Consider the following 22898-nt stretch of genomic DNA (forward strand, 5'->3'; position numbering starts at 1 on the left):
GGGTGAACATGGCGTCGTACTGTGCCTGCACTGGGGTGTTGACACCTTTGAAAACAAACAGGCTGATAACTGCTGCGGATATGATGATTAACTTTTTCATAGCTGTATAATTTTTAGAGGTTCAACAATTAGTATTTAATAACAATGAATCCTGTTCTGGGTTCCCGATTATCCTTGTTGTGTTCAAAGATATAATAATACGTTCCCTGCGGGAGAATATTTTTACCCATAAGTAATACATTCTCATTGGGTTTGCCATCCCATGTATTATCATATCTTTCCATAAGATACACAATATTTCCCCATCTGTTGAAAATGGAAAGTTTGTTATCAGGATATTCTTCAATGCCTGAGATAACAAGGAGGTCGTTTATTCCGTCTCCGTCCGGAGAAAAAGCTTCAGGGATTCTGACATCGTAAGGTGTGATGGTAACGGGAGTACAGTCACTTTCATCTTCATCGTCTGGCCGTCCATTTGAATTGGCATCGCTTGTATAGCCTAAGTCAGAGATATCTGAAACAATAATCCCGAGAGAACTTAATCCTGTAACGGCCGCACTATTGCAGAAAGTTTGCCTTGCACCTGATATTACAATATTGACAGTAAAAGAGATGGTTGTACTCATATCAATATCAAGGTAACTGGTATTGCTCTCAAGGAGATTTATATCATTCCTTCCATCGTAGAAAGTATTAGGTGTTAGGTTGCCGTTTGTATTCGGAGGGTCAACAATAGAATAAGTGACTGGCCATGTAAAAATAATGCTTAAATCATCTGTAACCTGAATGTTAGAGATAACATCATTGCCTAAGTTTTCAACGGTAATTACATAAGTTACATTGAAGCTATGGTCAGGCATTTCTTTGATGTTGGAAACTGCTTTGGCAATGCCAAGTACAGGGTTGTTCACAGGAACTACGTTGACAAAGACCATGGCTTCCGAGCAAAGGCCGGTAGAGTCACAAATCTGGTAATTAAATTGGTCCATGCCTGTGAAAAGGAAATCCGGTGTATATGTTACAGTTCCATTAATATAATCAATTGTAATTGTACCATGACCCGGGACGACAGTAATAATTATTGAAGATGGATTTAAGTTGTTATCGCAATCAAGGTCATTGGCAAGTATGGGTATCAATACAGGAGTGCTTTCGGCCGTTATTGCTGTGTCGTTTACTGCTAATGGGGCACTTTCAACATAAACAGTCTGAATACATGTAGTAACATTTCCAAACACATCGCTGATTGTCCATGTTACAAGAGTTGTTCCCACCTGATAAACCGCAAGTTCGTTGTTTTCAACGCTTGAAATGATGCAATTATCCGTATAAGTTGGGAAGCCAAGAATAATACCGGAGATGTTACATGTACCTGGTACAGAATTAGTATATATGTTCCCGGGGCATGTTATAATAGGTTTTATTGTATCCAGCACTGTAACAACAGCTATGCATGAAGAAATATTTCCGTTAACATCGGTTGCTGTCAGCGTTACAAAATTTGCACCAGCATTGGAGCAGATAAATTCATTGGGGAAAACACCCAGAGATGCTATGCCGCAAGCATCGTTTGAACCATTGTCAATATCTTCCGGGATAATGGCTGCATGGCCAGAGGAATTGAGATAAATGGAGATGTTCTGACATAAAACCTGAGGAGGGGTGTTGTCAACAACTGTAATCAGGGCAGTGCATGTGCTGATATTATTGTTTGCGTCAGTTACGGTTAATGTAACTGTATTGGCGCCTACATTGTCGCAGATGAAAGTATTTGGAGAAACAGTCATTGTAATGCCACAGGCATCGCCTGAGCCATTGTCAATATCATTTGCAGTTATGCTTGCATGGCCGGTATTATCCAATCCAACAGTAATATTTTGACAGATGGCAACAGGAGGTATATTATCTTCTATTGTTACTTCAGCTGTGCAGGTTGAAACATTCCCGTTGACATCAGTAACTGTGAGTATAACATTGTTTAGGCCTACATTGTCACATGTAAAAACGCTTGGCTCAACAGTTAAGCTTGCTATGCCACAGGCATCACTTGAACCATCATCTATTTGTGATGGAGTAATTTCAGCATTTCCGGTTGCATCAAGTTGAACCGTGATGTTCTGGCATAATGCAATTGGAGCAACATTATCAATAACAGTAATCTGAGATACACATGTTGAAACATTCCCATTAACATCTGTTACTGTCATCATGACTGTATTGTTGGCGATGGGTTCTTGTTGAACAGGTGCACCGGGGCTTACCCATGCCATGGCCGCATCCATAGAAACCAAAGTTGAACTTGCGCCACCTAAAACATCAGTAACAACAGTGCCGCTTCCATTCTCTATGGGGTAGTATAATGAGAGTTCAGATTCATTACCGGTAAGTGTTAAATTCATATTGGCAAAAATTTCTGACTGACTTAAACCTCTCTGCCATACTCTTAATTCATCAATTTGTCCTTTATAAAACCTTCTTGTTCCATAGACAGAATTATCATCATTATATTTCCCAACCCATAGATAGTTTCCTCCATTCAAAGGTGCCTGAATATAATTTGTGTTATCTTTCAGAACACCATTTAAATATGTTTTTACATTACCGGGAGTATAGACAACAGCAATATGTTGCCATGTATTTGCTATTAATCCTGCATTATTTATTGTTATAAATCCGTCTTCATATTCCACGGTGATTTGATTTAACTGAGAATTGATATTGGCACCAAAGCCGTGTCCATATTGCCCGGGAATGTCATTGCTTATCACATTGCTTGGATACAAATTAGTTATTTCTGAACGAATTTCAGGTTTCACCCATGCTTCAATCGTTAGTGGCAATACTTTGATGGCGTTTGTTGTTCCGCTTTGCAAATAATCGTCGATACCATCAAAATTCAGTGCAAAGTCATTAGGTTGTGTGAGTTCAATATCATAACAGTTAAAATCGTAATCATCAAGAACGATGGAAGCAATGCCGCAATTATCATAACTTCCGTTGTTTATTTGATCTTCGGTGATGGTTGCGCTGCCGTATTCATCCAGTTCCACAGTGATGTTATTACACAGAGCTGCGGGAAGCATATTGTCTTCCACAGTAACAATAGACTGGCATGTCGAAATATTCCCATTTTCATCGGTTACAGAAAGTAGTACATTGTTTGTCCCAACATTTGCGCAAGTAAAAGTGTTTGGAGTAACAATCATGGAAGCTACTCCACAAGCATCAGATGAGCCTGTAGTAATATCTGCTGCAGTTATTGTGGCATTGCCTGTTGAATCAAGTTCTAATGTAATATTCTGGCAGTTAACTACCGGAGGTGTGAGGTCAAGAACCGTAAGGGTTGCATTACAAGTGGAAGAGTTACCGCTCATGTCTGTTACTGTCAAAGTAATAGTATTTGCACCAACATTATCGCATGAAAACTGAGTAGGAGACACTTCCATATTATCTATGCCGCATTCATCAAAAGAACCCACATCGACCTGTGATGCTGTAATTGTCAGATTTCCAGTAGCATCAAGAAGCATAGTAAGGTTTTGACAAAAAGCTTCTGGAGGTGTAATATCTTCAACAGTAACAATAGCCGTGCAGGAAGAAACATTTCCGTTAACATCTGTAACAGTCAATGTAACATTATTTTCTCCAACTTCAGAGCACGTGAAGTATTGTGGAGATACAGTAAGTGAATGGATTCCGCAAGCATCATATGAATTGTCATTTACCTGGCTGGCTGTAATGACAGTAAATCCTGAAATGTCAAGGGGTACTGTAATATTTTTACAGACAGCAACAGGGGGGATATAATCTTCAACAGTTACAGTTGACATACAGTATGCCTGATTCCCTCCAAAGTCTGTAACCGTAAGTATGACTGTGTTATCGCCAATATGTGAACAGGTAAAATGAGTGATATTCGGAACATAAGTTGAAATACCGCACATATCGTAGGAGCCATTGTCAAGCATGAACCCTGTGATATCTGCGTTTCCGGTTGAGTCAAGCTGAATGGTAATATCTTTACAGAATGACAAAGGTGGAGTAACATCGTCAAAAGTAACAACAGCAATGCATGTTGACACATTGCCATTATTATCTGTTACAGTAAGTGTTACATTATTATTGCCTATATTGGCGCAAGTAAAATGACTTGGTGTAACAGTCATGGATGATATGCCACATGCGTCGGAGGAGCCATTGTCAATATCTGCAGCAGTAATATCTGCATAGCCCATAAAATTCAAGGGTACATAAATATCCTTGCAAACAGCTACTGGTGGTGTATTATCCACGATTGTAACTGTGCCAGAGCAGGTACCCGTATTTCCATTTAAATCTGTAACGCTAAGTATAACACTATTAACTCCAACATCGGCACATGTAAATGTGTTTGGCAAAACACTCATCACATTTAGTCCGCAAGCATCATAGCCCCCGTAAAACATCTGTTCGGGAGTGATTGTAATATTGCCGGTAGGATCTAACGCAACAGTGATATTGTTGCAAAAAATTACAGGAGGAATGTTGTCAATCACTGTTACGGTTACCATAGCAGTACCAATATTTCCTGCAGCATCATAAGCCGTGAATGTAATTGTATTTGCACCAACATTTTCACAGCCAAAAATATATTTGGAAAGAGTCATATTGGTTATTGCACAATTATCATATGAGCCAGAATTTACATCAGATGCACTGATGGATGCAAACCCATTTGAATTCAGGTATATAGTGATATCTGTTGTAGAAGCTATAGGCGGCTGATTGTCAATGACGCTAACATAGTCAATGCAAGTGCTGGAATTTCCGTGGATATCAAAGATTGTCCAGTTAATTGTAGTAATTCCGACCGGATATTGCTCGCTGGCATTGGATGTTCCAGTGAAATCATTAATGAAATAATCAACGTCACAATTATCCCAGGTATTTGGTGTGGGCACTGTTACGGTTGCATAGCACATGCCGGGGTCTGCAGGTCTGAATGCACCGTAAGGAGCAAAGGGGCAAGAAATAACAGGTGGTTCATCATCGGTAACAATAATTGTCTGCAGACAAGTATTAAAATTACCGTGAACATCGTAAACGGTCCAGGTTACAACCGTAGTATCCACAGGATAATATGCACTTGCATCAGCCGTACCGGTATAATTATTAGAAAAATAATTAACAGCGCAATTATCTGCGGTAGCCGGAGGAAGTACAGTTACGTATGCCCCACACATACCGGGGTCGTTGGTTTGTGTTTGGTCGGGGGCGCATGTAATTGATGGAACTTCATCATCCGTTATAATTACTGTTTGAATACAGGTATTTGTATTGCCGTGAATGTCAAAAACTGTCCAGGTAACATAAGTGGTGTCAACGGGATAAATATCGCTGGCGTCGGCAGTGCCGTTATAATTATTCATATAATAATCCACTCCGCAATTATCATCAACAGTTGGGGGGCCAATAGTAACTGAAGCTTCGCATAGCCCTGAATCTGCGGTTTGATTCACATCAGAAGGGCAGGTGATAGATGGAAGTTCTTTGTCTTCTACGGTGATGTCAAAGGAACATGAATTTGTATTGCCGTAAGCATCGGTGGCGGTCCAGACTATATTTGTTAATCCTTCGTTTAGTATAACCCCGTCGAGCGATGCAGTATCAGTACCAGTTGTTGCTCCACTTAAGACGTAAGAAATAAATGCCCCGGGGCAATTGTCAGAGAATGCCGGATCAAAGCTTACAATTTTATTATATGTAACTGTTACCTGAGCATAATACCCGGATAATAAGGCATCAGGTATTAAACCCCATGAATTAGGATAATCAAGTATTCTGAATGAATTTAGACCTCCAACCACATAATTGGATGGATTCAGATTAAGCGTAACAATATGGTCTGGATTAGAAGGAGCATTGCATAAGCACCAGTTAGAAGTGGCAAAACCACCTTCATTATTTCCATTAAGCTGAGTGGAATGCAAGTAACCACCTGAACATTCAACACCAACGCTAAATTGTAGTTGTACATCCGTTACAGTTCCGTTGCCTGTATCTGTCCAATCGAAACCTGCCGGCCAAGAGCTCCAGTTGTAATAACTTCCCCCACCACAGACCTCAGTCAGATTGAATAAGTCACTTAATGAAATATTGTAAGTTGTTGTTACAATTTGGGTTGAATTCTCAATTACGTAAGTGCATTCGCCGGAGTCCGTATTTACTGTCTGATCAGGCAGACAAGCTATGGCAGGTGCTTCATCATCAGTAACGGTTACATCAAAACTGCAAGTATTTGTGTTTCCTGATGCATCGGTAGCTAAGAAAGTATTAGTAGTTGTGCCAATGGGGAATAGCGAACCCGAAGGGAGGCCGGCTGTTTGTATCACATCGTCAAATTCAACAATGTAGTGAATAATCCATGATGAAGGAAGGTCATTCCACAATCCACTTACCCAAACATTTATATAATTCTCATTTCCTCCGGTATTATTTGGCTCACCGGAGATCCAGTTTGTGTATGTAATTTCGCTTCCATCCAACCATTCCCAGCCTCCATTGGGTTCAGAATATAATGGACTGAAAATATCCTGAACAGCACCTGCCCAGAAATCTGAACCAGAAGATGTAAGAAACGTATTCTCATCAGCAGAATTGATATAAACGAGATGGCCACCCAGAGCTATTGCTGCAGCGTTAGCTGAATCAAAATCAGTAGCTAGGTTAGATAAAAAATATCTATGATTATTAAAAATACCCAAGTAGGTATAACCGGGTATACTAAACGTATTACAATTATCTGTTACAACAGGTTGGGGATAATTCACCGTTGCTCCGCAAACTCCAGGGTCGTTGCTTGTATTAATATCTGTCGGGCATGTAATAACAGGAGATTCGGTATCATTAACCGTTACGTTGAAATAACATGTATCATTGCCGCAGATGTTATTTGCTATAACCTGAACTGTTGTTGTTCCAAGTGGGAAAGAACCTCCGGGAGCAATGGGGTCGTATGATAGTGTGGGAGCAGGGACTCCGCTTACGTTTACAACGTAATTTACGTTTGCTCCGCAAACTCCTGGATCATTTACAACAGTGGTATCTGCGCATAACAATCTCGGAGCAGTATTTATAGTCAGGTCATTGCCGTTTTCGGAACCGATAACAGCAGGGTCGGAAGAAACTACACGAATACGGTAAAGATTACCGGGATTTATACCTGTAGGCAGGGTGCATGAAATAGTGTCTGCTGTTGTGGAAGCTAAGGAGCCAATAGTGTCAGGGCTGGCAAAGCTACCGTTTTCATCGCTGAGTTGTGCGTAGAAAATATTACCGGGGTTATAGGCACTAAATAAAGTATAACTCACATCTAAGGTCTCTCCTTCGCACCATGTCCCTGCAAAAGGTGTCGTAAATATTTTCGGGCTTAGCATCAATATGGCATTTTCAAAAAGTTCTGGTGAGGGAATGGCATCATTGTAAAATCCGAATGTTATTAAATGTCCGCTCATGCTTAAAATTATAGCGTCTTCAGAGCTGCCGGGATTATAAACAGCCATGGAGGTACCTGCTACAGGTATTAACCCAAAGGTGTAGAAACCCCATCCGGAAACATTGGAAAGTGGAACAGGATTAGCAGGAAGTCCTGCACTTAATGTCGCGTCTGTTACGTTTAACGAGGCCTGGTCGTCAATATTCCCGGTATAATCCACTCCAAGTGGCAAACTCAGTAAGTTATCCTGAGTCCAGTCAAAATACATTCCGGTTTTTCCGTATGTATTTATAAAATTTGCCAATGCCGCCACAGAAATAGAGTCTGGCGTATTTCCCTGGGGATAATAGATTGCTATGTCGTAATTTTCAGGGGATGCAATTTCTGTCTGAAAATCTGCATCGTTATAAACGTATGTGACATCACAAGCCAAATTATCCAAAGCGTTGTATATTTGGTCATTTGTCGGTGAAAAATCACAATAATATAATACTTTGGTTTGCGAAAAAGCCGATAACGAAACTAAGCACAAAATAGAAAAGATTAATAAAGTTTTTTTCATAAGAAAAAGAATTAATTTGATTTAGAAATATTTATTAAATTTAAATAAATTATACGATAACAAAGATAATAATATCAAAAAGCAAAAAAAGCAATTTTCAAAAAAAATATTTTTTGCATTTAAAAAAAGTAAAAAATGATTGTGTATTTTTTTATTCAAAATTTAAATAAGTAACTTAATGATTATTTGTAAAAATAATATTACCTGCAAATATATGCAATAAAATTTTTTAAAAAATAAATATTATTAATTTTAAAATAAATAAAAAAATTGTTAAAGCAACCAGATTATTAATATATTTGTCATTAAATAAGTAAAATAAAATAACACAATATTAATTATAATAAACTTAATTATGAAACAACTTCCATTAATTTTAAAATCTATTTTGGTTTTTGCTTTTTGCATTATCTTTTATATGCAGGCTTTTTCACAAAACACAGGAAATGATTATTTACTGAAATTTAACCGGAAATGCACTGGGAATGTTGCTAGTTTAAATGAGAAAAATGAAAAAGTGTTTACATTTGTTATTGAGAATATGCTCTTACAGGAACAAATTGAAAATTTTATTGAAATTCTGAAAGGCCATGAGCTTGTTATTTCTGTTGATATTTCTGAAATACATGGTGATAAACAGCAACGCAATGCAACTGTCATTTTAAAACCCGAATCCAAAATTAATGATTTTCAGGATCTGCTAAGGTTGGTTGGGGTTAACACTATATTTCTCGACGGAGAGTTGATTGCTGTGGATGACCTTGAAAACAAAAAATAGATTCATTATTTATAAATTACTGAGGATTCAATGAGAAAATATTTATTATTTATTACAGTTATTTTATTTGCAAGATTATATTCTTTTGGGCAATGCGGCGGCCCAACATTAACTGTGAATAACCCTTCATTTGAAGGAAGCCCCGCACCACATGTAACTCCACCGCAGTGGGACATCTGCCAACCGGGTGTAACTCCCGATACACAGCCGGGTTCATGGGGAATCAGCCTGCCTCCTTATGATGGAAGCTCTTATATCGGCTTGGTATGGGGTGGAAGCAGTTGGGTTGAGGGCGCCAGCCAGACACTCAGCAGCCCGATGATTGCCGGCACCACATATAATTTTACCCTTGCATTGGCATCCACTTCATCAACTGGTGGAGGAATACTACCGGGATGCGTGGAACTGCAAATCTGGGGAAACAGTGGTGGCAACAGCGGTTGTGATATGTCTGAATTATTATGGGCATCGGGAGATGTCTATGATGCTGCACATATTGACCAATGGGTATTACATACGGTTACTTTTACCCCTTCTCAGAATTGGGGGCATATGCTTTTCTCAGTACATACTTTGGGTTGTTCGGCCCAGCCTTATCTTATGTTAGACAATTTATCACCCATTATCCCCCAATCCGATGTTGCAGCATTTAATGCTCCGGGAGTTTGTGTAAACAGTCCGATGCCATTTACAGATGCTTCTGTATCAACAAGTGGAACCATAACTAACTGGAACTGGAATTTTGGAGATGGAAGTCCCGGAAGTACAACCCAGAATCCTGCACATACATACACTACTCCGGGGACTTATGATGTTACACTTACAATTTATAGCAATGTTCCGTGTACAACTCAGGTAGTGCAACAGGTTATTGTACATGATTATCCAACGGTTGCTGCAACTGCCGATCCTGCAGCTATTTGTCAGGGGATGTCAACAACTCTTACTGCGTCTGGTGCTAATTCATACAGCTGGAGTAATGGCCTTGGCAATGCAGCACAGGTTACTGCCACTCCGTCAGCTTCCACAACTTATACCGTTACCGGCACTTCCAATGGATGTGCCAGTACGGCTTCTGTTTCAGTTTATGTAGGGCAATTGCAGCTTAATACTATTGTAAACAACCATGTTTCCTGTTTTGGTGGCAGCGATGGTTCGGCAACGGTAGTACCCGCCGGAACACCCCAATACACTTATTTCTGGTCTCCTTCCGGGGGTAACGGCCCTACTGCATCAGGGCTCACGGCAGGAACCTATACTGTTTCTGTCAGCGATTCCGTAAACTGCCAAAGCTCAACCAGCATAACTATCACAGAACCACCATTACTTATTGTAAATATTTCCGACAGTACAAATATTAACTGTTTTGGTGCATCTACCGGAACAGCAACAGTTACAGCTTCTGGAGGCACACTATCATACAGTTATCAATGGACTCCATCAGGAGACACTGCAAGTACAGCTACTGGCCTGCCTGCCGGCGCTTATCAAGTCGTTGTTACTGATCATAATGGTTGCAGCGATTCAGATCAGATTACACTGACACAACAACCACAGCTTCATATCACACTTGCTCCTGACGATGAAGACTGCCCTACCTATTGTGATGGATTTATTGAATCTTCGGTAACAGGAGGCTTTGGCTCTTATGATTATTCTTGGAGTACCATACCTGTTCAACACACATCTACTGCGAACGGATTATGTCCGGGAAATTATACCCTGACCATTACCGATGATTATAGCTGTACCTCCACACAAAGCGCAAACATTTCGACCAGTGCATGGGTAAGCGCAGATTTCACTGCCACACCAACTTCGGGGTATGTTCCTTTGTCGGTTGAGTTTATTTATACAGGTAACTACGGTATGAATTTTTACTGGGATTTCGGTGATGGGGGAACGGGGACAGGCTCGAACATTACACATATTTACGATATAGTGGATTTGTATGAGGTAACATTGTATGTAAATTCAGGTCCTCCGGAATACTGCCCCGACACGATGACAATATACATTGATGCCATGCGCCCGTCGTGGATTACGGTGCCAAATATTTTTACACCCAATGGAGATGGTGTAAATGACGTTTTTCAAATTGAATCTCAGGCAATAGAAATAATGGAAATAGAAATTTTTAACCGCTGGGGAAAGGAAATGTTTTCAACGAATATCAGCGGGTTTACCGTGGAAAAAGAAAAGAAAGATGTATGGGATGGTACAAGCAAGAGCGGTGAAAGATGCTCAGACGGTGTTTACTATTATATTATTTATGCGAAAGGCTATGACGACATAGAGTACAAGAAGAATGGAACAATTACATTATTAAGATAGAAACCCATATCCATGAAAAAAACAGTATATTTATTTCTTATCCTATTAAACATTACCACTTTTGTAATGGCCCAGTGCGGAGGTGTTATACTTACGGTGAACAACCCTTCTTTCGAAGGAACTCCGGAGCCGCATGTTACTCCTCCCGGATGGGATATCTGCATGCCCGGGAACACACCGGATACACAGCCAGGGTCATGGGGAATAAACTTGCCACCATATGAAGGCAGTTCATATATTGGTTTGGTTTGGGGAGGCAGTAGCTGGGTTGAAGGCGCCAGCCAGACTCTCAGCAGCCCTATGGTTGCTGGGACAACTTATGAATTTACACTTGCCCTGGCTACCACAGCCTCTACAGGTGGCGGGATACTACCCGGATGTGTCGAATTGCAGATTTGGGGAAATATGGGTGGCAACAGCGGCTGTGACCATTCTGAATTGTTGTGGAGTTCCGGTGACGTTTTTGATGCAGCACATATGGATCAATGGGTAGTGCATACTGTTAGCTTTACGCCATCACAAAACTGGGGTCACCTCCTTTTTTCGGTTTACAACCTGGGTTGTTCAGATCAGCCGTACATTATGCTGGATGACTTATCAGCTATTGTTCCTATTACGGATATAGCTGAATTTTCATGGACAGGCTCCGGAAGTAACAATGCGGCGTGTACCGGACAAGCAGTTACATTTCATGATGAATCCACTTCAGCGCAAAGCACCATAACAAACTGGTCCTGGAATTTTAATGACGGCACTACCAGCACGGCACAAAATCCTGTTCACACCTTTGCCAGTCCTGGGACTTATGATGTAAGCCTTACCATCATCAGCGCTATACCATGCACAACCAATGTAATACATCAGGTTATTGTATATGAAACTCCCATTGCCACAGTCAGTGGTGGCGGCTCTATATGCCCGGGAACGGGCGCTACAGCACCTGTTACTATAACTCTTACCGGCACTCCGCCATGGTCTATTACTTATTTTGATGGAGTGAATTCAACTACCGTGAATGGTATTAATACTACTCCCTATATTATCAATACACCTGTAACGGGAAATTACACAGTAACAGCAGTGTCAGATGCAAACTGCACCGGTACTTCTTCCGGAAACGCTTCTGTGGCATACAATAACTTACCTTTAGTTACCTTTGCTGTGCTGCCGCATGTATGTGTAAATTTTGCTCCATTTCAGCTTACCGGAGGAGGACCTGCTGGAGGCAACTACTCTGGCCCGGGAGTTAATGGCAATATGTTTGACCCGGCTTTGGCAGGAGTGGGAACACATCAAATAACATATACTTATACTGATCCTAATACAGGCTGTACTGATAGCGCTCACCAAGCACAGCTTGTTCTGGCCGGAATTAATATCGGTGTGGATCCTCCTTTGACTTATATATGCCCTGAGGGTCATGCAGTCCTTGTTGCTACCGGAGCAGACACTTATCAATGGACACCTTCCGATGGACTTACTCAGGACTATGGACCCATTGTGATTGCAATGCCCGAAACAAGTACTACATATACTGTATTTGGAACAAATAGTGTGGGCTGCACCGGAACCAACACGGTTCAGGTGAACATTTACAATACGGAAATGGTCAATATATTTGTTTCTCCAAATGAAGGATGTTCGCCACATTGGGTTAACACAGATATCTTCCCCGAAGAAATGATTGAAGACTCTACATGGCTTTGGAATTTTGGTGACATACACGGACCGGGCAATGTCAGCTATCAACAAAATCCTTCTCACGTATATGGAGGCGAAGGTTATTATATGGTAACATTTGCGGCCATGGATACCAACGGATGCCATATTAAGGATACAGCTTATGTAAGAGTGTATCCGACTCCAGTCGCTAATTTTTATACCAATCCCGATATTGGTTATGCAGGCATTACGAACATGCAGTTTATAGATATATCATTAAACGCAAACGCATGGTATTGGGAATTCGGAGACCCGGGTTCTTACAATTATAATTACTCTAACGAACAGCATCCTCATCATACTTTTGCCGATTCAGGAACTTATTCGGTGATGCTTGTTGCCACAAGCACTTATAATTGCAGAGACACCATTATTAAAGATGTTTTAATTTTTCCGGAATTTGTTATTTTTATTCCCAATGCATTTACTCCCAACAGGGATCATATTAACGATGTGTTTAAACCGAGTATCATTGGGTTTGACAGGGAATCGTACAGGTTTTATATTTTTGACCGCTGGGGAAAAATGATATTTTTCTCTTCTAATATTGAAAACGGATGGGATGGAAAAATCAATGGCAAAGAAGCTGCCGAAGGCATCTACAGCTTCCTGCTTTATGTGAATGAAAACACAGGAAAAGACCATAAAGTGAAAGGAATAGTTACTTTAATTAGGTAAACATTTAAGAATACATCCTGGTTTTTTATAGTCTTAAATATCTATAAGAATCAAAACTTCTATATTTGCACTGAATCTTTTTTCATGCGCCGGATGAAAAATAAAAAGTTGCATAATGAATATGTATGTAAAAAAAACATTTACTAAAACTGCAACTCCTCATTCTTTATTGAATCAAAAGATAATTGATACTCTTAAAGTCCCGGTGTTTTTATTGCTTTTGGTTTTTGTGCTTTATGGCAACACCATTTCCAATAAATACTCTTTTGATGATGATTTTGTTACCTATAACAATCCTCAGATTCAAAAAGGCTTTAAAGCCATAAAGGAAATTTTTACCACCAGATATTATGTTAATGCAAGGCAAAATTATGATTACCGACCTATGGTAAAACTTGGATTTGCAATAGAGTATGCCTTGTTTGGAAGCAACCCGCACATCAGCCATTTTATTAATGTTATCCTGTATTTTATTCTATGTCTTCTACTTTATTTAATATTGAAGAAATTATTGCGTTCCTATCATCCCTGGCTTGCTTTGGCGGCAACACTTTTATTTTTAGCACATCCGGTACACACAGAAGTAGTTGCTAGCCTGAAAAACCGAGATGAACTCCTAAGTATGATGGGAACTGCGGCTGCATGGTATTTAACCATAAAATATACCGAAGCGAAAAAATGGAGGTTTATATTACTGGCTGTTTTCATGCTTGTTTTCGGGTATTTCTCAAAAGCTGGCGCCATGGTGTTTGTAGTAGTGATACCTTTAAGCCTTTATTTTTTCACTGCTGAAAAAACAAAAAACATTCTGAAAATAACAGGTATATTGCTTCTGGTAGTATTTTTCTGCATCCTGATACCGCGTTTGCTGCTGCCCGAAATCCAAAGGAAAATAATGTTTTTTGAAAATCCCCTGTATTATGAAAAAGGGTTGTTGATCCGGTTAGGAGCGGCTCTCAGTGTGCTGTTGTTTTATTTCCGCCTGCTGGTGTTTCCGCATCCTTTGCTTTTTTATTACGGCTATGACCAGATATCGGTAACAAATCCTTTTACTGTCTGGAATCTTTTTTCCTTGTTACTTTGCATAATGTTGCTGGGCATAGCCTTATTCCGGTTTAGGCGGAAACACGTTCTCAGTTTTGCCATTTTATATTATTTTATCACTATTTCCATCTACAGCAATCTGCTTAACCCACCACCGGGTATTGTGGCTGACCGTTTTCTTTTTTCTTCTTCCCTGAGTTTTTGCCTAGCACTGGCATTTATTTTGCCGAAAATTTTTAAAATCAACCTTAATGAAAAACTGACTAAAAAAATAAAAACATATAAAAAGCCGGGTATCATTTTATTAATTATATTTCTTCTTTTTTCAGTGAAAACCATCAGCAGAAATTCACAGTGGAAAGATTTCAAAAGTTTGTACACCAACGATATTAAGTACCTTCACAATTCAGCAAAAGCGCATGCAGTTTATGCTTCATTTCTTTATAACCAAATTCCTGCAAGCAGAGATTATACAAGGCAGAAGGAGCTGGTGAGGCTCTCGGAAAAGCATTACAAGCAGGCGCTGGAAATATATTCTGATTATGCTGTATGTATGAATAATCTTGGAATCATAGCATATAAGTTTTATAAGAAAAAAGAGGAAGCTGTGAACTACTGGAAGACGGCTGCTATCGCCGATAATGAATATTCCGAGCCGCTTTTTAATCTAGCCAAGGCGTATGAAGAAGCTGGTGTAACTGATACTGCTGAGTTATATTATCTTTCTGCATTGAAACTGGATAGCAGTAATGTCTCGGGATACAGCAATCTGGCCGCTATGTATTTTGAACTGGGCAAAACAGATAAAGCCATACAGACAAACCATGACATCATGTCGGTTTCTCCTGAAAGCGACCTCCCTTATGTAAATATCGGTAACTATTACCTGCTGGGAAAGGATACACTAAATGCAATAAAATACTGGGAAATGGCTATTGAAAAGCAGCCTGACAATCCGGAACTCTGTAAAAATTTAGCCGCTTATTTCAGCCATGTTAAAGAGTATAAAAAAGCGGAGTATTATAAAAAATTGTCAAGAAAAAAATATTAATTCTTCAAATTTTTTATAGCATCATTATGCTGTCAAAAAAAGTATTTGCAGAATTGCATGTGTTATAAATACATTTAAATTAATAATAAATTAACAATTAAAAATACATACTTCCAGAAATATTTCTACTTAGACTGCTGTTGTATTTGAGCACAATAACAAATTTGATGTTATTGGATATTGACAATAAAAAAATAATATCTTTTTTAAGACACAGAATATTTCTTCAAAGAAATTCATTTATTGATAAGAGTGGCATTCGTGTTGCAAAGACAAAAAACAACTTGAAAAAATCATTAACAAAAATATCAATACCTGGCAGTTACCGCATAGAAAAAACTTTTGTATAGAGTTTCAACAATCAGAAAAAAATGATTAATGTCATTTTTTATGTGTACTGATATTTTTTGTCAAACAATTTTTACATGAAATAGTTATTTACAAATTATAACACGATGAAATATTTTTTAAAAATTAAATTTGAATTTTATGGAGCACTTACAATAAAATATTTTTACACCTGAAATTTTTTCATAGGGGATAGTTGATAGCACAAATACTACCGCTGACAGTGTTGTGGTTATTTCATCTGATAGCGTAGCTATTGTTAATGACAGAAGCTTACCGGCAGATATTGTTCCAAAGTAATTTTTACTGCCTTAGACAAACAAAACGATTCATTAAAATCAATTATTATTGCAATAACACCACCTCCTGATTTTTCAATGCTTATGGATAATTCTGCCCTCTATGGTTCCGATTCGGTTATTGTTACCGAAGAAAATAAAAGTATAAACTATGATATTCCACCAATGTATATGGCGGTGCAGGTGGATTCAACGGCCAAGAATATAAGCATTCCTGATTCATCACAGAAAACCAAGAAGGAAGTTACAACAGGGATAATAAAAGATACGATTAAAGGATTTTAAGTATCTGAACATGCTCCCGAAATTGGTGACCCCAACTATACAGCTTAAAATGAGGAATGGATAAAAAACTATCCTGAGGAATATGAAAAAGTGAATCAGGCCAATCCTGTTAACCTGGAGTCTTTTGATGCAAAACAAAAAAGTTATGAAGTTTTGATGCTGGACAACCAAAAGCTTATGATGAGGAACTACAACGCAAAAAAACATCAGATCCCGACTTTTATAAAAAACATATGGAATGGCTGAAAGAATACAATCCGGAACGCTATAATATTGAAATTGAAAAACAATAGCATTTTAAGAATTTTTGGGTAGGGTAAAAGTCTAAATCTGCCCGATACATATTAAATGAGTTAATAAGGCCAGGAGAAAAAAATTTCGAAAACGACAGGGGAGATTACTATTTCAGTTACAAGCATTATATTTGCTGCACAAATACACAGCTAAAAGCACTTCACTTGAAGCACACACAGAAAAGAAATCCTGTAATGATTGAGAAAAAAACTGCAATTTTTTCAACATGGAAGTTACGTATTGTACTGGTGGGAGTGTTACTTATTACCGGACTGATATATTTGCAGACATCAAAGTTTTCATTTGTTTACTGGGATGATGACCAAAATATTAAGACAGAAACATCATATTCGGTTTTCAGCTCCGAAAACTTTTTACATCACTATAAAACTTCAAGATATAAAGCTCTTGCCATATGGAGTTTTATTATTGACAATGCCGTATTCGGTAAAAAACCCGGATGGTATCATCTTCATAATGTGTTGCTGCATCTTGTGAATATTTTGTTATTATATTTTCTTATGCAGCGAATCACAAAAAAAGAAACGGTAGCGCTTATAACGGCTACACTTTTTGCAGTACACCCGGCTTTTATTGAACCTGTGGCTTGGGTTACCGGGCGCAAAGACCTGCTGTTTGTTTTGTTCTTACTGCTTTCGGTTATTACTTACCGGAATTATTTGCTGAAAAAGCAGCCATGGATATGGTTACTGCTTGTTATTATTTTTACCTACCTTGCCAGCCTCGCTAAAATACAGGCTTTTGTGTTGCCAATGCTGTTTTTAGGTTTCGACTGGTTTTACAAAAGAAAATTTTCGGTCTTACTGATTATTGAAAAACTATTGCTGGTGTTGCTCATGTATGATAAATGGAAGCTCTCTTTGCTAATAGTATTGATAGTGTTGTTGATTTTTATTTTCAATATATTCATAAAACCAAAAAAGTCCCGTTTCATTACTGCCTCATTCTGGTATCTTGTAATAATGACTGTGCTGGTGGTGGGCTTTACTGCTTTTTATTTCAGTGTTAATCATTATGCACAAAGGATTGTTTTTACAATACCTGTAGTTTTTTTGCTGGTTTTTACCGGTGTTTTTATGCTACTTATTATGAAAAAGAATGAGTTTCTTTTATCAAAAACACTTTTTACCCGTGTACTTAAACCAGCAATTGTACTTATACCGCTTATAATTTTTTTTACTGAGTTAATCATTATACATTTTTCCAATATAGGATTTCTGAATAATATTTATATAGTATTTAAGACAGTGATGCCTATGAATTTTGATTACCTGCGTTTTTGGGAAACACAGTCTGTGGATTATAATTCTTATACTTTTGCTGAGCGCCTGATACTTTTCCCCAATACATTGCTTTTTTATATCGGCAGATTCTTTTTGGCTATCCCCCTGAATCCTATGGTTGCGTATCCTGCACATACTGCAGGTGGCGGGCTGGAAACAGCCTTGATTTTAAAGGCCTTGCTTGTGTACGTTTTTCTTTTAGTTTCCGCTTTTATCATCTACAAATATTTCAGAAAAAGCCGCTTGGCACTTCTGGGTTTGATATGGTTCACTGTATGTATCAGCATTGTGTTGCAGTTAATTTCTATTGAAGGGCGTATACTTGCCGCCGACAGGTACGCTTATCCTTCATACATTGGCCTGTTTCTTGTTACAGCCCTTGCTGCCGACAAACTACTACAGCGGTTCCGGCCTCTCTATGTGTGGACGACACTGGTTGCGCTAATTCTATCAATGAGTATACTGACCTATCTGAAGTGTGATACTTGGAAAAACTCGGTAACACTTTGGCAAGAAGCTTTAGATAAAGACCCTAAAAACCATTATGCCTGGTTCAGCCTTGGTTATTCGGTATATTTTGAAAATAATAAACCCAAAGAAGCTTTGAAATATTTTGACAAAGCTATCAGTTTATATACTGAAAACTTTCATTATTTCAACAACCGGGGCAGGATAAGGTTTGCTATTCAGGATTTTCAGGGCGCTATGGATGATTTCAATGAAGCCATTAAAATGAACAGCCTTAACTGGGGCTCTTATTATAACAGGGGAGTGCTTCTCATGGAATATGCAGATTTTAAAGGCGCTGCTGAAGATTTCAGAAAAGCAAAGGAAATTTTTCCGGAATTCACCCTGTCAGATAGCAGCCTGAAAAAAGCCATGCAAATGGTACGACTTGACAGCATTTTAAATAGCGGGGGCAAAATAAATGAATCTGATACGGAAGCAATGAAACGTTTTATCAGGGGCACCGGGAGAAAATTCGGCGAACACGGTATGTATGAAAAAGCTGTGGTATACCTTGAAAAAGGAATAGAAATATTTCCTGAAGAACCAAGCTTTTATGAATATTTAGCTGTAACATATAACATTCAACACAATTATCCCCTGTCACTTGAATCGTATAACAGGGGGCTGAAACGCATACCTGGCAACCCAGCCCTGCTTTTTGCCCGCGGAAATTTTTACCAGATGACCGGCGAAAGTGCTAAGGCCTGTGCCGACTGGCAACTGTCGGCACAAGGTGGCAATATGAATGCCCGTAGCATGGTTCAGCAGCATTGCGGATTCTCTCTGATGAAACCGCAGTAATAAAAACTCCGGGCAGATTGAGCCCTTGTTCTGGATAAAGTTTATTATTATAAAGTTTCAAAGAGCAACGATTCTAAGTCGTCAGGGTATTTTTTAATCGTTTTGCTCACATTTCATATAAATATTAAGCAATGGTATTATTACCTTTGAACAACTATTCAGCCTGAATTTTGTCCATTAAACCTAAAAAAACTTACTGATGAAAAATTTTTTGACGATAAAATAATAACTGAAATCAAACTATATAACGGATTCTATCCTGCAGAAAATTATCATCAGGATTATTATAAAAACAATCCATCAAAAGGATATTGTGTGGCTGTAATCAATCCCAAATTGGTAAAAATCCGCAACTTCTATTCAAAATTCCTTAAGTAGGAAGGCGGTTTATTCAGCTTTATTATAGCTTTCAACAGGTTCACAGGCGCACACAAGGTTTCTGTCGCCGTAAGCATCATCAATACGGGTTACGGTAGGCCAGTACTTGTCATTATCTGACCATGGCATCGGGAAAGCTGCTTGTTTTCTGCTGTAGGGGAGGTCCCAGGTGTCTGAAGCAAGCATCTGAGCTGTATGTGGCGCTTTTTTAATGATGTTGATATTTCTGTCGGCTTTGTCTTCTTCAATTTCGTGAATCTCTTTTCTAATGGCAACCATAGCTTCAATAAAACGATTCAACTCATAAAATGGTTCACTTTCTGTGGGCTCCACCATCAGTGTCCCATGAACAGGAAAAGCAACTGTTGGAGCGTGAAAGCCGTAATCCATAAGCCGTTTGGCAATATCTATTGCTCCGATACCGGTTTTATGGTCAATTTCGTTGCAATCGAGTATCATTTCATGAGCCACCCTGTTTTTTGAACCGGTATAAAGTATTGGGTAATATTTTTCAAGGCGGGACTTCATATAATTTGCATTCAGTATAGCCATTTTTGTTGCTTCCGTCAGGCCATTGCCGCCCATTAATTTAATGTATGCATAAGAAATAGTGAGTACTAAAGCGCTTCCAAAAGGTGCCGAAGCCACAGCTGTTATTCCATTTTTATTATCTGAAGAAGGGCTGAAAATATGCACAGGCAGAAACTCAACAAGATGTTTTGCAACACCGATTGGGCCAACTCCCGGGCCGCCTCCTCCATGAGGAATAGCAAAAGTTTTATGCAGGTTAAGGTGGCAGACGTCAGCACCGATTTGTGCAGGGCTGGTAAACCCGACCTGTGCGTTCATGTTAGCGCCGTCCATATACACCTGCCCGCCATTTTTATGAATAATGTCAACAATTTCCAAAATATTTTCTTCAAAAACGCCATGGGTTGAGGGATATGTTACCATCAGGGACGAAAGAGAATTTTTGTATTGCTCTGCTTTTTCGCGCAAATCTTCGGTGTCAATATTTCCATGTGCATCGCATTTTACCACAACAACTTTCATTCCTGCCATCACGGCGCTGGCGGGGTTGGTTCCATGTGCCGAAGCAGGTATCAGTACAACGTCCCGATGGCTTTGACCAATACTTTCCTGATATTTACGAATAACCATCAGACCTGCATATTCTCCGGCTGCCCCGGAATTCGGTTGAAAAGAAATAGCGGAAAATCCGGTAATTTCACAAAATGCTTTTTCCAATTCTTGTATCATAAAATGGTAACCTTCTGCCTGTTCTTCAGGGACAAAGGGGTGAATATTTCCAAACTCAGGCCAGCTAAGTGCAAACATTTCGGTTCCGGCATTGAGTTTCATGGTGCAGGAACCCAGAGGTATCATGGCACGGTTGAGGGAGAGGTCTTTTACTTCAAGTTTTTTAATGTAACGCATCATTTCTGTCTCTGAATGATATGTGTTGAAAACAGCATGTTTCAGAAATGCTGAAGTTCTTTTTAATGCTTGAGGAATACAAGATTGTGTGCTTGTGATAGAAGTAACAGGATGGAAAGAATGCCCGGCGGCTTTGGCAAATATTGAAAATAAAAGATTTATATCGCCAAGGCTAGTGGTTTCATCCAAAGAAATACCGATGTGATTATCATCAATATAGCGCAGATTGATTTTTTGCTCAAGTACTAGTTTCCTCAGGTCTGCTATTTTCACATTATCTGGCAGGGCAACTTTTAAAGTATCGAAGAAGAATTCATTTTCTTGTTTGAACCCGTACTTTGGAAGTTCTGTATTTAGTATGTTTGCGAGGGTATTAATATGAGCAGCAATTTCCTTAAGACCTTCGGGCCCGTGGTAAACAGCATACATTCCCGACATAATGGCCAGTAGGGCTTGTGCTGTGCAAATGTTGGATGTGGCTCTTTCGCGTTTTATATGTTGTTCGCGTGTTTGCAAAGCCATGCGCAATGCACGATTACCGTTGGCATCTAATGATATCCCTATGATACGTCCCGGAATATTGCGTTTGAATTTCTCACTTACTGCAAAGTATCCGGCATGTGGACCGCCAAATCCCATTGGCAATCCAAATCGCTGAGTGGAACCCAGAACAACATCGGCACCCCATTCGCCGGGAGGTGTAAGCAAGGTAAGCGATAATAAGTCAGCAGCCACTGCAACAGAAATGTCTGCATTATGAGCTTTCTCAACAAATTCCGTATAATGGTTAATTTTTCCGTTAGAGGTAGGGTATTGAAGCAAAGCTCCGAAATATGTTTTATTTAAGTCAATTTCATTATGGTTCCCAATCACCACTTCAATTCCCAGCGGCTTTGAACGGGTGATAATCACTTCGATGGTTTGAGGAAAAACACATCGGGAAACAAAAAATTTATTGACATTATTTTTAATCTGTTCCCGGCTGCGAGAATTAAAGAACATAAGCATAGCTTCTGCTGCTGCTGTTCCTTCATCAAGCAGTGAAGCGTTGGCAATTGGCATGGCTGTCAGGTCCGATATTACAGTCTGGAAGTTAAGCAAAGCTTCCAAACGTCCCTGCGAAATCTCAGCCTGATAAGGAGTGTATGAAGTGTACCAGCCGGGATTTTCCAAAATATTACGAATAATAACTCCCGGAGTAATTGTGCCATAATAACCCATTCCAATATAGCTTTTATAATTTTTGTTTCTGGATGCGATTTCTTTTATATGATTCAAAAACTCATATTCATTGATACCTATAGGTAAATTCAATGGTTTTGGTAAACGAATTGGTTTTGGTATTGTCTGGTCAATAAGTTCATCTATAGAAGCAACACCTATAACTTCAAGCATTTGCTTTATTTCCCTTCCTCTGGGGCCGTTGTGGCGGTTAACAAAATTATTAGTAATCATGTTTTGAAATATTTAGTAAAAAAATTTATGATTTTCAGTTTGCAAAGATAGCATTATGGTAAAGAATAAAATAATGTCAAGAAAAATTTTAAAATACAACTGGAGACACTAGTGGAAAATATCTAAAAAAAACTAAAAAAAACT

Annotated in this window: 9 protein-coding genes; 7 read left to right on the forward strand and 2 right to left on the reverse strand. The window is 39.0% G+C overall.

All coding sequences use genetic code 11. The annotated features are described in order from the left end of the window. Positions 1 to 128: 128 nt before the first annotated feature. On the reverse strand, positions 129 to 8036 hold the full coding sequence (locus M0R16_12280; protein ID MCK9613651.1) for an HYR domain-containing protein: 7908 nt from the start codon (positions 8034 to 8036) through the stop codon (positions 129 to 131). Between the two features lie 355 nt (positions 8037 to 8391). On the opposite strand from M0R16_12280, the gene M0R16_12285 reads away from it, so the two are divergent. The 7 genes from M0R16_12285 to M0R16_12315 all read left to right on the forward strand — a co-directional run bounded on the left by M0R16_12285 (position 8392) and on the right by M0R16_12315 (position 19862). Then, positions 8392 to 8814 (forward strand): hypothetical protein, encoded by a 423-nt coding sequence (locus tag M0R16_12285; protein MCK9613652.1) that lies wholly within the window; start codon positions 8392 to 8394, stop codon positions 8812 to 8814. 30 nt (positions 8815 to 8844) lie between these two features. Next, the gene (locus M0R16_12290; GenBank protein ID MCK9613653.1) at positions 8845 to 11148 is read left to right on the forward strand and encodes a PKD domain-containing protein; all 2304 of its coding nucleotides are present in this window, start codon (positions 8845 to 8847) and stop codon (positions 11146 to 11148) included. Between the two features lie 12 nt (positions 11149 to 11160). After that, a complete protein-coding gene (locus M0R16_12295; GenBank protein MCK9613654.1) occupies positions 11161 to 13548 on the forward strand; it encodes a PKD domain-containing protein in 2388 nt (795 codons plus the stop codon). Between the two features lie 115 nt (positions 13549 to 13663). Next, positions 13664 to 15643, forward strand: a complete 1980-nt coding sequence (locus M0R16_12300; protein ID MCK9613655.1) for a glycosyltransferase family 39 protein — start codon at positions 13664 to 13666, stop codon at positions 15641 to 15643. Positions 15644 to 16374: 731 nt separating this feature from the next. After that, the gene (locus M0R16_12305) at positions 16375 to 16575 is read left to right on the forward strand and encodes a hypothetical protein (GenBank protein ID MCK9613656.1); all 201 of its coding nucleotides are present in this window, start codon (positions 16375 to 16377) and stop codon (positions 16573 to 16575) included. A 488-nt stretch (positions 16576 to 17063) separates the two neighbouring features. Further along, positions 17064 to 19484, forward strand: coding sequence for a tetratricopeptide repeat protein (locus M0R16_12310; GenBank protein ID MCK9613657.1), 2421 nt, complete (start codon positions 17064 to 17066; stop codon positions 19482 to 19484). Between the two features lie 234 nt (positions 19485 to 19718). Further along, the gene (locus M0R16_12315; GenBank protein MCK9613658.1) at positions 19719 to 19862 is read left to right on the forward strand and encodes a peptide-methionine (S)-S-oxide reductase; all 144 of its coding nucleotides are present in this window, start codon (positions 19719 to 19721) and stop codon (positions 19860 to 19862) included. A 9-nt stretch (positions 19863 to 19871) separates the two neighbouring features. On the opposite strand, the gene gcvP is transcribed toward M0R16_12315, so the two are convergent. Then, complete coding sequence (gene gcvP / locus M0R16_12320; protein MCK9613659.1) at positions 19872 to 22754, reverse strand: aminomethyl-transferring glycine dehydrogenase; 2883 nt, start codon at positions 22752 to 22754, stop codon at positions 19872 to 19874. Positions 22755 to 22898 lie beyond the last annotated feature (144 nt).

The sequence above is a fragment of the Bacteroidales bacterium genome, from assembly GCA_023228145.1.
Classification (GTDB): Bacteria; Bacteroidota; Bacteroidia; order Bacteroidales; family CAIWKO01; genus CAIWKO01.